The organism is Paenibacillus auburnensis (assembly GCF_927798115.1).
Taxonomy (GTDB): domain Bacteria; phylum Bacillota; class Bacilli; order Paenibacillales; family Paenibacillaceae; genus Paenibacillus_AQ; species Paenibacillus_AQ auburnensis.
In genome coordinates, this window is the sequence record NZ_CAKMMG010000012.1 from 134,774 (window position 1) to 150,942 (window position 16,169).

The 16,169-nt window shown below is 51.1% G+C and carries 17 protein-coding genes; 3 read left to right on the plus strand and 14 right to left on the minus strand.

What is annotated here, in order from left to right:
* The first annotated feature begins 163 nt into the window (after nt 1-163).
* Nucleotides 164-718 carry a tyrosine protein kinase gene (locus tag L6H70_RS26210; protein ID WP_236337167.1) on the plus strand — a complete coding sequence of 185 codons (555 nt, stop codon included), beginning with the start codon at nt 164-166 and terminating at the stop codon, nt 716-718.
* 48 nt (nt 719-766) lie between these two features.
* On the opposite strand, the gene corA is transcribed toward L6H70_RS26210, so the two are convergent.
* The 13 genes from corA to L6H70_RS26275 form a co-directional block, all read right to left on the minus strand.
* Nucleotides 767-1,726 (minus strand): magnesium/cobalt transporter CorA, encoded by a 960-nt coding sequence (gene corA, locus L6H70_RS26215; protein WP_236337168.1) that lies wholly within the window; start codon nt 1,724-1,726, stop codon nt 767-769.
* A gap of 174 nt (nt 1,727-1,900) precedes the next feature.
* Nucleotides 1,901-2,803 carry a response regulator gene (locus L6H70_RS26220; protein WP_236337169.1) on the minus strand — a complete coding sequence of 301 codons (903 nt, stop codon included), beginning with the start codon at nt 2,801-2,803 and terminating at the stop codon, nt 1,901-1,903.
* Between the two features lie 3 nt (nt 2,804-2,806).
* Nucleotides 2,807-4,099, minus strand: a complete 1,293-nt coding sequence (locus L6H70_RS26225; protein WP_236337170.1) for an ATP-binding protein — start codon at nt 4,097-4,099, stop codon at nt 2,807-2,809.
* 88 nt (nt 4,100-4,187) lie between these two features.
* Nucleotides 4,188-4,838: an amino acid ABC transporter permease gene (locus tag L6H70_RS26230; protein WP_236337171.1), complete on the minus strand. Its 651-nt coding sequence runs from the start codon at nt 4,836-4,838 to the stop codon at nt 4,188-4,190.
* Nucleotides 4,839-4,898: 60 nt separating this feature from the next.
* Nucleotides 4,899-5,549 carry an amino acid ABC transporter permease gene (locus L6H70_RS26235; RefSeq protein WP_236337173.1) on the minus strand — a complete coding sequence of 217 codons (651 nt, stop codon included), beginning with the start codon at nt 5,547-5,549 and terminating at the stop codon, nt 4,899-4,901.
* A 156-nt stretch (nt 5,550-5,705) separates the two neighbouring features.
* A complete protein-coding gene (locus L6H70_RS26240) occupies nt 5,706-6,563 on the minus strand; it encodes a glutamate ABC transporter substrate-binding protein (protein WP_236337174.1) in 858 nt (285 codons plus the stop codon).
* Between the two features lie 32 nt (nt 6,564-6,595).
* Nucleotides 6,596-7,324 carry an amino acid ABC transporter ATP-binding protein gene (locus L6H70_RS26245; protein WP_236337176.1) on the minus strand — a complete coding sequence of 243 codons (729 nt, stop codon included), beginning with the start codon at nt 7,322-7,324 and terminating at the stop codon, nt 6,596-6,598.
* Nucleotides 7,325-7,679: 355 nt separating this feature from the next.
* On the minus strand, nt 7,680-8,669 hold the full coding sequence (locus L6H70_RS26250) for an inorganic phosphate transporter (protein WP_236337178.1): 990 nt from the start codon (nt 8,667-8,669) through the stop codon (nt 7,680-7,682).
* Between the two features lie 13 nt (nt 8,670-8,682).
* Nucleotides 8,683-9,300: a DUF47 domain-containing protein gene (locus L6H70_RS26255; protein WP_236337180.1), complete on the minus strand. Its 618-nt coding sequence runs from the start codon at nt 9,298-9,300 to the stop codon at nt 8,683-8,685.
* Between the two features lie 204 nt (nt 9,301-9,504).
* The gene (locus tag L6H70_RS26260; protein WP_236337183.1) at nt 9,505-10,605 is read right to left on the minus strand and encodes a DUF3048 domain-containing protein; all 1,101 of its coding nucleotides are present in this window, start codon (nt 10,603-10,605) and stop codon (nt 9,505-9,507) included.
* Nucleotides 10,606-10,767: 162 nt separating this feature from the next.
* Nucleotides 10,768-11,544: a DODA-type extradiol aromatic ring-opening family dioxygenase gene (locus L6H70_RS26265; protein ID WP_236337185.1), complete on the minus strand. Its 777-nt coding sequence runs from the start codon at nt 11,542-11,544 to the stop codon at nt 10,768-10,770.
* Nucleotides 11,545-11,679: 135 nt separating this feature from the next.
* The gene (locus L6H70_RS26270) at nt 11,680-12,510 is read right to left on the minus strand and encodes an alpha/beta hydrolase (RefSeq protein WP_236337186.1); all 831 of its coding nucleotides are present in this window, start codon (nt 12,508-12,510) and stop codon (nt 11,680-11,682) included.
* A gap of 186 nt (nt 12,511-12,696) precedes the next feature.
* Nucleotides 12,697-12,897: a hypothetical protein gene (locus L6H70_RS26275; protein WP_236337187.1), complete on the minus strand. Its 201-nt coding sequence runs from the start codon at nt 12,895-12,897 to the stop codon at nt 12,697-12,699.
* A gap of 185 nt (nt 12,898-13,082) precedes the next feature.
* On the opposite strand from L6H70_RS26275, the gene L6H70_RS26280 reads away from it, so the two are divergent.
* Together L6H70_RS26280 and L6H70_RS26285 are read left to right on the plus strand one after the other, a co-directional pair.
* The gene (locus L6H70_RS26280; protein WP_236337188.1) at nt 13,083-13,745 is read left to right on the plus strand and encodes a DUF1129 family protein; all 663 of its coding nucleotides are present in this window, start codon (nt 13,083-13,085) and stop codon (nt 13,743-13,745) included.
* 40 nt (nt 13,746-13,785) lie between these two features.
* On the plus strand, nt 13,786-14,730 hold the full coding sequence (locus L6H70_RS26285) for a hypothetical protein (RefSeq protein ID WP_236337189.1): 945 nt from the start codon (nt 13,786-13,788) through the stop codon (nt 14,728-14,730).
* 50 nt (nt 14,731-14,780) lie between these two features.
* Here L6H70_RS26285 and ilvA read toward each other — a convergent pair whose 3' ends face one another.
* On the minus strand, nt 14,781-16,043 hold the full coding sequence (gene ilvA, locus L6H70_RS26290) for a threonine ammonia-lyase IlvA (RefSeq protein WP_236337190.1): 1,263 nt from the start codon (nt 16,041-16,043) through the stop codon (nt 14,781-14,783).
* Between the last annotated feature and the right edge of the window lie 126 nt (nt 16,044-16,169).

The following is a 16,169-nucleotide window of genomic DNA, read 5'->3' on the forward strand; positions in this document are numbered from 1 at the left end:
AGCACCGAAAATCAAGCATGGACACGGTTTCTTCACTTCCGCTTCCGCCTGATGGGCATTCGCCCTTTTCCGCTGCTATCCCGGTAACCCGGGCGTTTGTCTATACCTTATGTTCGCCTATGACATACAGTATAGCAAACCACTAACGAAGGAATGTGATGTTATGCCTAATCATTACTACAATCATTCCAGCCGGGATAGACGTTCACTGGCCGGTCCGTATACTTACTCACCCTATCCCGGAATCGGTTCATACGTCCAGCCGCCTCCCCCTGTAGAGGCCGGAATATTTCCTGCGCTTGGGACGGAGACTGCAGAAGCAGCGCTGGCCGTACCCGTAACCGAAGCTGCCGCTGCCCCAAAAGCCGGCGGACTGCTGGGCGGTCTCGGCAATCTCGGGAATCTCGGCAATCTGGCCAATATGGATCAGCTCAAAGGAATTATTGACCGGATGGGCGGGATCGACGGGATCGTAAACTCCATGGGCAAGGTGCAGAAGGTGATGCAGGGCTTTCAGCAAATGGCACCGATGGTAAAGCTCGTTATGGGCACCTTCGGCAAGAAGAAAGGCTCGGGCGCACTGGCTGCTGAAGAGGACGCTGCCCTGTATAAGCCCAAATCACGCAAAAAAAGACGCCCCTCCACGCAGCGCCGCAAATCCCCACCGAAAAAAAACCGCAAGTCCTCTCCTGCCTCCGTGAAACGCCGCCGCACTTAGCGGTGGCGTTTCACGCGTTTTTTTGTCACCGCAGGCTCTACTGCTCTACTACTTAAACCAGCCGCTCCGCCGGAACCACCGGAACATGCCCGCCCCCAGCACCAGCATCAGCAGCAGGATCACCGGATACCCGTAGGCCCAGTCCAGCTCCGGCATCACTCTGAAATTCATCCCGTAGATTCCGGCGATCAGAGTCAGCGGCATGAATACCGTCGTGATCACAGTGAGTGTTTTCATAATAGAATTCATCCGGTTGGAGTTAAGTGAGATGTAGCTGTCCCGCAGATCGGCGGTCATTTCCCGGTCGACCTCAATCATGTCGGTCAGCTTCAGCAGATGATCATAGATATCGCCGAAATAGATCCGTTCCTCCCCGTTGCTCTGCACATGCTGCGAATTGACGATCCGGTACATCAGATCACGCATCGGGACAATCGTCCGGCGCAGCTTGAGCAGCCGCCCCCGCACATTGAACACCTGGCTCATCAGCTCCTCCACCGACTCCGTGCTGCCCATGCTCTCCAGGTCCGCCAGCTCGTCTTCCAGACTGTACAGGCTGGGAAAATATTTGTCGACCAGTTTGTCCATCACGGTATAGGCGGCAGCCATCGGACCTCCGGACCAGCCTTTGCGGCTGTGAATTTCCCCTTGCACGATCTCCCAGGCTTCATCCATTTCCGATTTCTGCTGGTGATGATAGGAGACGAGGAAGCTTTTGCTTAAGAACAGGTCTATTTCCTCCGCCTCCAGCGTCACTTCATTGAGTGCATGCAGCACTAAAAACTGCACATTCTCATAATAATCCAGCTTGGGCCGCTGCAGGACATGCATGCAATCCTCAATCGCCAGAGGGTGGAAATGAAAATAGGTGTCGAGCAGAAGAGTTTCCTCCGGTGTTGGGGAGGCGAAATCCGCCCAGACCCAGGCATAGTCAGCAATCGTTATGCTCTGAAGCGGCAGATCTGTCAGCAGTTCACCCTTATGTGTTACCGCCAGTGTACGTATCATCTATGAGTCCTCCGTCTAATCCTGTTTCTAAGCTTTCAGCGGCTTTATTTACCATTGTACAGTATGTGGCGGCTTCTGCCCAAATTCCTGTTTCGCTGCAAAAAAATAACCGCCAGCCCGCTGTTCAACGGTTCCGGTGGTTGTCAGATTGAACGTCTCTACCCGTCCTTAGGATTAACGGCCCAGGCCTTCCAGCAGCTCCAAATGCAGCACCTGCAGGAACTTCTTCAGATTGACCTTCACTTTGCCGGACTCCCGGCCCAGCTCGATCTCTCTCATCTTCAGCCGCACCTCTTCAAAGTCGAAATAGAGCGGCGCATAATGCTCAAACTTCGGATTCCCGTAATCCGTCAGCCCGATCGAAGCCAGATTAATCAGCCCGGCAGACAAAGCGCGGCGCAGGCGCTGCTCAATCGCTTTGACCTCCTTGGCTGCTTCAGAGGGAGACGTCTTATAGGTAGCCGCAGCCATTTCATATAGCTCCTTAAGCGGCGGAAGGGTCCGGTTATCCTCTCTGGCAGCTGTAAGCTCCATCATCAGAATGATATCCCGGCTTCCGGCCTCAGAGATCATGCCCATATTCATCAGAATCGGCTGGATAATCTCTTTTACAGAACGTTTATTCACCGCGGCCGGTGCCAGTCCGAACTGCAGCCCTTCCAGCTTGCCGAGGCTCAATTTGATCTCATCCAGATAGCGGTTAATCGCATAACGTTCATTCACTTTATGCAGCACGGACTCGACTTCGATTTTATTGATCGGCTTGCGGATGAAAAACTCAATTCCGCTGCGGTAGGCACGGCCGACCATATCACTGTTCTCAATCTGCGAGATCATCACGAACTTGGAGCGGCAGCCTTGGGCCTGCAGCGAATTAATCGTCTCAATCCCGTCCTGGTCCGGCATCAGCAGATCCATCAGCACAATATCCGGACGTTCCTCCAGAATCAGACGCACTCCGTCCTGCCCGCATTCCGCTGTACCGGTCACTTCACCAAGTCCGCTGTCCTCAATAATATGCTGCAGCATTCTTCTGGCCGACCCGTCGTCATCTACAATACAGAAAGATAGCGGCATTCCCTATTCCTCCTCCTTCCGCAGCTTTGCCGTCGGTAAAATAATCTGAAACCTGGCCCCCCCATGCTTTGAGGCATTATCGACTGTAAGTTGTCCCCCGAATAAGTCGACAATGTCCTTCACATGCGACAGTCCAATTCCCGTAGCCGCAACGCCCTCCTGATCGAACTTCGTGGTAAAGCCTGGCTCGAACAGCAGCTCACGGTCACGTTCGGCAATCCCGCCGCCGCTGTCCGCTACTGCAAAGACCGTATTCTCCCCATCCTCATACACTTCAAGGGACACGCTGCCTTCAACTTTTATCACTTCAACCGCATTAGCTGTAAGATTACCCAGCAGAGTTAATAGAGGGATGTAGCTCGCGGTGATATAGTCAGAGTTCATCATCAGTGTAAAATTTATTTGTTTGCCCAGCATTTCAGCGTACTTGGCATTGCTCTTGAGCGTAAACTTCATGATCACAGACAGCGGCAGATCGCCGGTCGCCTCGCGCTCCACAAGCTTCACCAGACCCGCCAGAATGCGCTGCGAGTCCTTCTTCACTTCATGAATCTGCTGGGTAATGTCAAGCACCTGACGGCTGTACGGCCTAAGTTCTTCCTCAGCCTTAAGGCTGCGGTACAGATCATAGCTGCTTAAGGTCACACGTTCCAGCGTCCCGATTGATTTCTCCAGATAAAAAACTTCCCCATACAGCCCCGAGCCGAAGCCGAGCATCTGCTCCATCCGCCGGTTCTGCTCCCGCTGCGCAATCCGCATCTGGCTGACAGAAATACTGCTGTATACCCCGGTTGTAAAATAGGTGCGGATCACCGCAATCGCCATCAGAAACGTCCATTCATTCAGCCGGAAAGTAGCTGAGTCCAGCACGATCAGCCGGGTGAGCAGCTCCATCTCATTCGACAGCAGATCAATAATCGCCGCAACGCCGCCAAGGACCAGAGGATGGAACGTATCCAGCCGGCTTTTGATCAGACTCATCAGCACCGCGAACACAATATAATAGACCATCGCTGAGAAATGGCTGTTCAGACTCTGGAGAAACGAAGCTCCGCTGCCGGCTGCAGCATCCATCCCGGTGCGGAATAATAACACGGTGACACCGGTTGCGATTCCCGTAGTAATATATGGCAGACGCCTCATTAAAAGCAAAAACAGCAGAAAAGCGCTGCTGCCTAGTGCAATCCGGAAGATGTCACCGTCAAACGGATTTATTTTAAATTCCCCGGCCACTGCTGTCCCCAAAGCTACCACAGCAATCTGCAGAGCCCTGGATTTAAGTATAGAATGTCCCATCGCCCACTGCTCCTGCCAAGAGATGTTGTCAACTATACTACCATAACCCTTGCCACTTTTATACGTCCTGGTATTGGTTTCCGGTAAATCAGGCCGTTTTATGCTCAAGTCTTCTCGAAACTACTGACAGCAGGTAATTCACTGCGAAATACAGCACGGCAATCAGCAGCAGAACAGGAATCGTAAAGCTTTCCTTCTGCCCCATCACAATCTTCGCATTATGCATCAGTTCCGGTAGGGCGACGATTGTCGCGAGTGAGGTATCCTTGAGCAATGAAATGAACTGGCTGACGAGCGGCGGCACCATATGACGCAGTCCCTGCGGAAGCACGATATGCCATAGCGTCTGGAAGCTGCTGAGTCCGGATGAACGTGCGGCTTCAATCTGTCCCTTGTCAACGGCCGTTAATCCCCCGCGCACTATCTCGGCAATCATCGCAGCCTCGAAGATCGTGAGTGCGGCAATCGCCGCAGTGGTCAGCCCCATCTTGATTCCTACCTCCGGCAGCGCGAAGCGGACGAAGAAAATAATCAGCAGCAGCGGCAAGTTACGGATTAGCTCGACCAGAAAGAACATCACCGGCGAGAGGACCGGCACTTCCGCATAGCGGATTACACCGACAATCACGCCAATCACGAAGCTCAGAATGATCGACACAAAAGCCACAATCAGTGTAAGGTAGAAGCCGTCCATCAAAAAACCTAAATTAGCGGCTGAAAATGCACCGGCAAAATCCATAGTATCCCTCCTTGCTAGTTATCAAAGTATTCCTAAATCATAATTCAGGGAGTGTGCCTATTAGTACTTCCGCTGCAATCTGCGCTCCCATACCCGGACGCCATAACTGAGCGGCAGTGTCAGCACCAGATAGAATACCGCTACAAAAATATAAGTATCAAAGGTGCGGTAGGTTTCTGTAGAGATGCTGTCTGCGAAATACATCAGGTCCATCCCTGCCACAATGGTCAGCACGGAAGAGTTCTTAATCAGGTTAATGAACTGGTTCCCGAGCGGGGGAATGACCAGCTTAATGGCCTGCGGCAAAATCACATGCATCATCGTCTGGATATAGCTGAGTCCGGACGAACGTGCCGCCTCCATCTGCCCTTTGGGAACAGCCATAATTCCCGCACGGATCGCTTCTGCAATAAATGCCGAGGTGTACACAGCCAGACCTATCGTTCCGGCCTTGAATCCGTCAAGCGGAAAACCCAGTGCCGACGGGCCGTAATAGAAAATATACACCACAAGCAGCAGCGGAATATTACGGACGAACTCGACGTATCCTGTTCCGAACCAGCGAAGTCCCTTCACCGTGGTGATACGGAACACCGCGATTACAGACCCGAGCAGGAAGCTGCCGATCAAGGCTAGCACACTAGACAGAATCGTACCCCAAAAGCCCTCCAGATAAAGGCCGAAATAATCGGTTAATATCGAAAAATCCATCGTTCTCACCTACCCTTGCCTACAAGATAATTAGTTGGACTCACTTACTTTATTCCTACTCCATCTGTCTTTTTACAAGAAGAAACGGCAGAGCCGGTCCTCTACAGGGCCGGGTACCGTTTCTGTAATCCTTATAAGAACAAGATCTATTCACACTTATTTCGCTGGAGCTTTACCGATCCATTTGGTATAGATAGCATCGTATTCGCCGTTTGCTTTCAGTTCAGCCAGTGTATCATTAATGGCCTTAACCACATCCGTGTTGCCTTTTTGTACGGCAATGCCGTACGGCTCATCGGTGAACGGTTTACCTACAACTTCATAACCGTCATCCTGGGAAGCCATACCGTACAGAATTGCATCGTCGGTTGTGAGCGCATCCCCTTGACCTGCCTTCAGGGCTGCGAAAGCATCCTGATAGTTATCGAATTCCAGCACCGTTACACCCGGAACCTTCTCTTTAATGTTCTTGATCGAAGTGGCACCCTTGGAGCCCAGGATCTTGGTATCCTTGGTTACACTTTCAAGTCCGGTAATCGGGCTGCCTTTCTTCACGAGCAGCGATTGTCCGGCCTGGAAATACACGTCGGAGAAATCCACTTCCTTCTTGCGTTCCTCGGTAATTGTCATTGTAGCGACAACCATATCGATCTCACCGTTATTCAGCATCGGAATGCGTGTCTTGGAGGTTACTTCCTTCAGCTCAATAGCATTTTCGTCACCCAGAATGTGCTTGGCAATGGCTTTGGAGATATCGATATCGAAGCCTTCAACGTTACCGGAAGCAGGATCCTTCAATCCGAACAGCCGGGTGTCATATTTTACTCCAACCAGCAGCTTGCCGCGTTCCTTGATCTTGGCGATTGCAGCAGAATCCGCCGCATTCCCGGCAGCATTGCCGCCGCTGGCTGCACTATTATTCCCGGCATTATTGTTATTTCCGCATCCGGCAATGACGAATAGGGCTGCAACCATCAGCACACTTAACCATTTGAAGCTCTTAAATTTGTTCATTTCTCTTCCTCCCCGTAATCTATATATTTTGGTTAATGACTTAATACACGGCTGAGAAACGTCCGGGTCCGTTCTTCCCTTGGACTGGCGAAGAATTGGGCTGGCTCGGCTTCTTCCACGATTTGTCCCTGATCCATGAAGATGACCCGGTCGGCCACCTCTTTGGCAAAGCCCATCTCATGTGTAACCACTACCATGGTCATACCTTCTTTGGCCAGGGTACGCATTACATCGAGCACCTCGCCGACCATCTCCGGATCAAGCGCCGAGGTCGGTTCGTCGAACAGCATAATCTTCGGCTTCATCGCCAGCCCCCGGGCTATAGCGACACGCTGCTGCTGGCCGCCGGACAGCTGGGAAGGATAAGCATGGGCTTTATCAGCAATGCCGACCTTTTCCAGATAATACATCGCTGTCTTCTCGGCTTCTGCCTTGCTTAGTCCCAGCACCTTGATCGGTGCCAATGTAATATTGTCGATCACTTTTTTGTGCGGATACAGATTGAAATGCTGAAACACCATTCCGATCTCCTTGCGCAGCTTGTTGATATCTGTTTTGCGTTCATTCACCGTTATCCCGTCAACAGTCAGTCCGCCGCTGGTTATCGTCTCCAGCCGGTTGATGCAGCGCAGCATGGTGCTTTTACCGGACCCGGAAGGGCCGACTACGACAACCACTTCCCCTTCCTGTACATGAAGGTCGATGGTTTTCAGCACATGAAATTGTCCGTAATGTTTCTCTACCTGATGAAAGTCGATCAACGACAGGCCTCCTTTACACACTTCTGGTTATAAGATTCTCAAGCTGCTCACTGTCAGCTATGGTAACACTTAGAACACACCTTACTGTAGAGACTACCGAAAACTATATAATCCTACTTCGTTTTTCAAAAATTCATGTCATTTTCTTTTCAAAAAGTGAGATATTTCATTTTCTTTTTGCCCCAATTAATGTTTTTTATCAATCACATGTAACTTTTAGTGACGTTTCTCTCTTGTACATAAGCAAAAAAGACACCCTTTGGTGTCCTCAGCCCAAACTATGGAATTCCTGGCTAACCAACAAAAAAAGATGTCAGCAGCCGTTCTTGGCCTCTAACATCTTAGTTACCCTGTTCTAGAAGAAAACTTTAAAGATAATTCCTGCCAGCACTGCGCTGATCGGAATGGTGATGAACCAGGTAATGATAATCCGGCCGGCTACTCCCCATTTCACAGCAGAGAAACGTTTGGCTGAACCCACACCGAGAATGGCCGATGTAATGGCATGCGTGGAGCTTACCGGCAAATGCAGCAGGGTGGCCGAGAAAATTACCGAAGCAGCAGAGATATCTGCGGCAAAACCGTTGATCGGTTCAATCTTGAATATTTTGGTACCCATCGTCTTAATGATCTTCCATCCGCCAATCGAGGTCCCGAGCGCCATAGACGTTGCGGCGGCGATTTTAACCCAGAGCGGAACTTCCATTGACTTCAGATGTCCCGAGGTTACCAGGGCAAAGGTGATAATCCCCATTGCCTTCTGGGCATCATTGGTACCATGTGTAAAGGATTGCAGGGCAGCCGTCAGCACTTGCATCGAGCGGAAGCCTTTGTTCACTGTATGCGGACTGCGTTTGGCAAACACCCACTTAAGAATCGTCATGATGATATAACCGATCACAAAGGCGATCAGCGGGGAGAATACCAGCCCCTCAACGATCTCGATGAACCCGCTCCACTTGATGTGGTCCGAACCGGCTCCGACATAGACTGCACCGGCCAAAGCACCGATCAGGGCATGGGAGGAGGAGGACGGAATACCGAGCCACCAGGTGATCAGGTTCCAGATGATAGCAGCAATCAGGGTGGCAGCTACAATGTCAATACCGTTAGTAAGCAGCGTCGGATCGGTGATACTGCCGCCGATCTTCTTGGCTACGCCCGTAAACATCAGCGCCCCGATGAAGTTCATCAGCGCTGCCATAATAATGGCTGTACGCGGCTTCAGCGCACGTGTCGAAACAGAAGTGGCGATGGCGTTGGCCGTATCATGGAAACCATTGATGAAATCGAACGCTAGCGCGAGAAATATAACAAAACTGAGCATTAATAATGATGTTTCCATATCTTAGAGCCCCTTATGAATTGCGCATGATGATCGATTCCAGCATGTTGGCTACGTCTTCACATTTATCAGTGGTCGTTTCCAACCGCTCGTAAAGCTCTTTGCGCTTAATCAGCTCGATAGGATCTGTAACGGTTTCGAACAGGTTTTTGGTGCAGATACGGAGAACCTCGTCACCCTGATTCTCCAGATCATTCAGACGGATCGTATACTCACGAATCGCCAGAAGCTTTTTCTGGGAGAGCAGATGAACCGCTTTTTGAATTTCATAGGCAGACTGGCGGAGGATTTCCGCGAACTGCACAATATATTCATCCGCGTCCAGCAGGTTGTACATATAGAAGCGTGAAGCAGAAGCTTCCAGGCCATCCATAACATCATCCATGCTGGTGATCAAATCCATAATGTCGTCACGCTCAAGCGGAGTGATGAACGTTTTGTTCAATTCCTTGATGACAGTGTGCGTGTAGGTATCGCATTGGTTTTCGTACTTCTTCATCACCGCAGCGAAATTATCGACATTATCCCGGAGACTGGTAATATTCTGAGCGAAGTAATCTGCCGCCTGGACAATGGTATCCGCCATATTTTCCAAAGTCTCAAAGAAAATATCCTTTTTTTTCAACTTCATTAGTTTAAACCCCTTTACATAAAATTGCCGTGAAAACGGAATGTCTTCCAGATGTAAGCAGCCTGAAAATGAATGACAACCTTTGTTATCTTAACATATCAGCCGAAGGGATAGAAGTAAAAGAACCGAACTTTTTTACACTATATTAACAATTCCCCGGAATGGACAAATTCATTCTCTGAACCCGCTTTTTTCCGGTCAAAATCAGTCCCGGCTTGGCGAAACCGGATACTCCACATGACTGCTGAAAGAAGGGCTGTTCGGTACGATCAGGATATGGGTTACCCCGGGATACATCAGCGCTTCTGTGCCGTCTGCCTTTACAAAGCGGATGATGTCTCCCGGATTGCGCGCCCATTTGCCCTTCAGGACTGTTCCGCGCTGGAAGAGCAGCGCCTCTCCGCCCAGCTCCACATCGATTTGAAGTCTGCCTACATCGTCAAGCACCTTATGATCCGCTCCAATCACCATGACGTTTGCAGCCTCCACCGGATTATTATTATTCAGATCCAGATGCGGCTTACCGTTGACCGAGCGGAGGTAGGTCCGGCGCTGGGCATCATATTTATAGCCTACCGTATAGCTTTTGAGCAAAAAGTTAACGTTCAGCTCCGCTGCGGCTTCCCCTTCAGTCGGAAGAAAGTCGGGATCGGTGAACTGGTAACCCGGAACCGCTACACTCCCGGCATAGCCAAGCTTTGCAGCGCCTTCACGCAGCTTTGCAGCGTTGCTGTACAAATTATGCGGCGCTTTGCGTTCCTTGTCCCGCCAGAAATAAGCACCGGCCTTGCCGATCTCGTCCATATCCTCCTTCTTCTGCCGCTGGAGGATGGCATAAGCTGCCGGACTGCCGCCGGCATGCACCGTTACCCCGCCATAGCTCTCCCCGATATCGATCAGATAAGGGCGGATGCTGCGGATCGGGCCGATTTTGACCACTCCCGTATGGCTCTGGAATATCCCGATGATCCGGGTGATTCCGCCTTCAGCCAGCACTTCATACAGGATGTCGGCCTCGCTTACTCCGGACTGCGGACGGGCGGCTGGCGCATTGTTGATCATGACGGCGAGCGGACGCGGCAGACTGCCCTCCTGCACGGGAAGACCGGTTAGTCCGGACACCTGCTGTGCTGCCGGTTCAGCAGTGGGTGACGGCTCGGGTATTGTGCTTGGCAGAGGTGACAAGGTAGGCATGGCCGTCGGAGCGGCCTCAGGCGCCGGCTTCTCTGACCCGCAGGCGGAGAGCATCAGGGCAGCAAGCAAAATTACGGATATCATCCGGGAAGGATAGCGGTTCAGGGGCATCAGTTTTTGTTCCTCCTAAAGGTTTTCACTTCTACTGATTGAACTTGAAATATACATTAGTTCCTTCCATTTAATCACAGCATGGCCTATTTGTCTTGAGCCTGCAAATAAAAAAGGATACAGCCTCTTTATCGGCTGTATCCTCAGGTTATTGTATTTATGCTAATCTACCATCCAACAATTAAGACTGAGCGTGCCGTACTGGTAAGCTTGAATCATCAGCTGTGCCTGCCTGCCGGCATCGGCAGTGCCCATAATGTAAAACAGCGGAACAAAATGCTCTCTTCCATAAGAGGGAACGGCATCCCGTACATGCGGCGCCTTCTTCTCGTAAGCGAACAAGGAAGGCAGATCCCAGCTTTCGAGTCCTTTGGCGATCCAGGCGTCGAACTCCTGAGCCCAGGATTCGGGCTGATCATCCTGCTTCAGCATGCGCAGATTGTGTACAAGTCCGCCGCTGCCGAGCAGCAGAATCCCTTCTTCACGCAGCGGAGCCAGCATCCGCCCGATCGTATACTGTTCCTCAGGCGAGCGCAAAGAATCCACTGATAACGCCACAACCGGAATGTCAGCCTGAGGGAACATTTTCTTAAGAATGACCCAAACGCCATGGTCCAGACCACGGCCCAGAACCGGCTGGTGCGGGAGATTGCTCTGGTTAAAAAGCTCGGAAATCCGGCTGCTAAGCGCTGGATCGCCAGGTGCCGGGTAGGTCAGGGAGTACATTTCTTCCGGAAATCCATAGAAATCATGCTGCGTTTCGTGCTGTGCATCTACTGTAATCAGCTGTTCGGGACTGTCCCAGTGTGCAGAGAAAACAACGATGCCCCGGGGCGTCCCCAGATCCTGACCAAGGCGCTCCAGGAAACGGGTATATTCGTTATCCTCGAGCGCGAGGACCGGAGAGCCATGCGCGATAAAAAATGCCGGTAATTTCATAGGGAGCCAACCTCCTCCATAACCCAGTATATGGTCTGCCCCTTTATTTTAACCCTATTTACCGGGGATTGCGAGTAAGCTTCTCTGGCAGAAGGACTGGCTGCTATATCTGACGCCATCTTAATACCGCGTATGCTATATCATCCAGTTCTGCCATTCCTGCTGTAAATGCTCCTGCTGGTTCATCCAGTCCTTGGTCCGTTTCAGCACCTGTTCCTGCGCCGGGCCGGATGAGAAGGTATGATCTCCCTGGAAGATAATTTCTTTATCGCAGCGCCCTTCGGGGCGTGTCCAGAATAGCTTCTGGTATAGGAACGCATAATCCACCGGAATCACATCATCGGAGGTGCCATGGATGACCAGCACATCGCCGCTGAATTTGCCGGCCTCCTGAAAAGGCTGGAACGCCGCAAGAGAGTTGAAATACACCGGAGTAAAGGAATAGCCCGCATAATCGGCAGAGCCGGCTTTGACAGACCGGTCATAGGCCTCTCTGCCCACGATCTTCACAATATCATTAAACGGATAGCCAACCGCCGCCCACAGCACAAGGTTCTTAACCCGGCGGTCACGGACGGCGGTCAAGAGTGCTACCGCTCCCCCGAGGCTGTGACCGATCAGGGTGACGCGCTGCGGATCGACATCGGCTGAGCCGATGCCGTAGTCCAGTACTGCCCGGGTCTGGGCAATCATCGATTCCATATCCTCACTGCCGTAATTGCCGCTGCTCTCGCCGCAGCCTGCATAGTCGAAGCGGATTACCATATATCCGTCCTGGGCCAGCTCACGCGCAGCCTTAACAAAAATCCGGTCAACACCGATCCGGTTACCTACGAACCCGTGGCAGATGACTGCCAGAGGCACCCGGTCCTTGCATCGTCCGGAGGTTCCCTTTTCCCGTGATGGATAGTGTATGCTCGCTGTAAGTTCTTCCTGGTTATGCCGGATTACAATATTCCGCTCCATTGTTGTATCCCCCTCAAAAGTAAGGCTATTTTAAAGTATTATAATTCCGATTACTTTAGTATGATTAATATCTTTATTATACGTTTTACGCTCTTATTGTCAATAACCACACACCTAAATGTGAACAGGAATAAGCCTCTTCTGCTCCTTGGGAGCAAAAGAGGCCGAACCTTCCCATAACTTCACTCAATCGTAGCTGTTGTGAAACATATCGTGGGTTTCCTGGCGGCCTTCCCAGTCCTCGAAGCCGGTCTCCGAATCCTGTCCTGCAGCATCCCACAGACTGAAGCCGTCAGAATTGCCCCAGTCTCCCACTTGGTTTGTCTCTGCAGGTGCGAAGCCGTCACCCATGAATTTACCTACCTCTTTTTTCTTCTCATGTCCCATAACGCTACCTGCCCTTCCTAAGCTATATTTGTGAAGCTAATCACAATTTCAGTGTTCACTCTTCCAAAATAGATTATTCATGGCAAAGCGAAAGGGTTGTCCTTGCACACAACCGCCGTGCAAACGTATACTCTAGGTTAAAGGCTAACCCGATTAACCACTACTTGGAGGTTTTCATCCATACTATGAAAGTTAAAGCTATGATTAAAGAAAACAACGCTCTGCGTGAACAAATGACCCCGTTTAACCGTTCATACTTTGAAGATATGATTCTGGCTATGCGGGCAAGCCAGGTAGACCCGGTACGTGCGGAGGAGCTGCTGCTGGAAGCGGCGGCACTGCTGCTGCAGGGACAGGGCAAAGGCAAAAATGCCAAGCAAATCTTCGGTGAACATCCGGAGGATTATTTCAAAGATATTATGGGCAGCGTTCCAGCGCGGCCTGAACGCAGCAAACTGAACTATTACCTGATGATTGCGTGGACGGCGCTGACCCTATTTTTCGGCGTAATGGCCATTGCCGGGCTCTTTATGGAGTGGAGCGGCGGTTCAGCAGATATGTTCGGCAAGGTTAGTGTATTCACACTGATCGTCGTGGGCTTGGGTTCCATCGTGCTTATGGAGCTGCTGGTGAGATGGATGTCTTCACTATCAGAGAATGATGCGCCCAAAGCCAAGACTTTCGATATTAAGGCACTCGGCATCTATGTCCTAGTTGCTGTCGTTGTGATTTTTGCCGGGATATTCCTTGATAATCTGTTCCCGGTGATTACGATCTCACCCTGGGTAAGCCTGATTATCGGTCTGGCCGGCGGGCTCGGACTGAAATTTATATTTTTCAAATCCTAGATTTCTTATTCCACTTCCGACAACACAGGGGGAAACTTCCATGAAGAAGCACAGTATTCTAACCACTGCTCTGGCCCTCACACTTGGACTGCAAGGAGCCGGCGTAACCGTTCATGCCGAAGGGACGGCTGCCGACACCTCTGCCGGAACCGGGAAGACGCTTACTACTGCGACCGGTACCAGCAGCCATGCCCAGGCGGTTTATAAAGCTGCTTTGCCGTTTCTGGCAGACTCCGCAAAGCTTCCGCAAGCCATCCAATATTTGAACAGCAATATCTATGCAGTCAGCCCTTACCAGGCTACTGTTCTGATCCTGAAGCTTGAGAACCTGCACAAGGCGGCACTTCCTGTCTGGGATAGCAGATTCAGCGGCAGCTCTGTACAGCGGAAGCTTACTTCCGTTTACAAGGCAGGGATCAGCATGGCTAAGCTGGCCGAGAGTACAGAGGATGCTGCCCTGCGCACTTTACTGAAAAGTGCCGGGGAGAGCGGATATAAGCTGGAGACGGCCGAGGGCTCCTTTTTCCCGGTCATTGATTACGCCGCCTACCGCAAATATAAAGTGTACGTGATGAGCGACATCCGCGATTATATAACGATTATGGCCGCGGAGTCGGATCTGCCTTCTTCCAAGGATAACGGACTGGTCATCGGCTGGTCCGAGGTTGCCGCCAGAGCCTTGAACCAGGAGCAGTTCATCCAGCACTATCCCAAGTCGAACCGGATCACAGCGGTCAAGACACTGTATCGGGTGTATGTCACCAATACCTTCTACGGACAGAACAATACGCCACTCTTCCACTATGACAATCTGGAAATGGATTTGGAAGCACAGAAGGCCTACACCAGTATTCTGGCTAAAAATAACGGCAGCAGCACATACCTGCAGAAGCTTGACGGCCTGATGAAGCTGCTGAAAGAGAACGGCTATAAGCAGGATGCCAGCGTAGAGAAGTATTTGAAGGAAGAGGTCCCGCTGACTTAGCATACACAGAAAGGCCCGCCCCGGATTTTCTCCGAGACGGGCCTTTTATTTTAGATCAGCATATTAAATAAATTAGGTTCCTTGTTAATCTCCGTATAATCGACGCCCTTCTGTTTCATCCGTTCGATAAGCGGCTCATAATCTTCCCGCTGAAACAGCTCAATCCCGACAAGCGCCGGTCCGTTCTCTTTATCATTCTTCTTGGTATATTCAAAACGGGTAATGTCATCATCAGGTCCGAGCACTTGGGCCAGGAACTCCTTCAGCGCACCGGCACGCTGCGGGAAGTTAATCATGAAGTAATGCTTGAGTCCTTCATAAATGAGCGAACGCTCCTTAATTTCCTGCATCCGGTCAATATCATTGTTGCCGCCGCTGACGATGCAGACCACTGTTTTGCCGCGGATTTGATCCCGGTACATGTCGAGTGCCGCAATGGGCAGTGAGCCTGCCGGTTCAACAACAATCGCATTCTCATTGTACAACTCCAGAATCGTCGTGCACGCCTTGCCCTCCGGCACTTTGACCACATCATCCAAAAGACGGGCACAAATATCATAGGTTAATCCGCCGACACGTTTCACAGCAGCCCCATCTACAAATTTATTAATCTCCGCCAGGGTTACAACTTCTCCGCGTTCTAAGGCTTCACTCATGGAAGCTGCCCCGGTCGGCTCCACACCGATGACCTTCGTCGCAGGACTTACGGTCTTCACATAGGTGGCTACGCCTGCTGCCAGACCGCCGCCGCCAATGGTGACAAACACAAAATCCGCCGGCTTGTCCAGGCTCTCCATAACCTCCATGGCAATCGTTCCGTTACCGGCGATAATCCGCGGTTCATCAAACGGGTGAATCAGGGTCATGCTATGATCCACACAAGCCTGAAGAGCCTCTTCATACGCATCATCAAAGGTATCCCCCTTGAGAATAACCTCCACAAACTCACCACCAAAGCGCCGGACCTGCTTGATCTTCTGGTTCGGTGTCGTGCTTGGCATATAGACTTTCCCTTTAATCCCTAGCGCTTTGCAGGAGTACGCTACCCCTTGTGCATGATTGCCCGCACTTGCGCAGACAATACCCTTGGCTCTATCTTCAGCAGGCAGGCTGCGAATCATATTGTATGCGCCACGAATCTTGAAGGAACGGACAATCTGCAAATCTTCACGCTTCAAGTATACATTGCAGTCATACTTGGCTGACAGCACCGCATCCAGCTGAAGCGGCGTACGGACGATTACCTCCCGCAGCACATGGTGTGCCCGCACAATATCTTCCATTCCTACGATCCGGTCTTCGCCGTCTCTCATCAATTCCTCGCCTCACTGTCTCTATCTATAATTTCCGCTTCTTGTAACATACTCTTCCAAGGACATTTTATCAAGAACTGTCCTCTCCAGGCAATACTCAACAGGCAAACATATAACATAAGTATT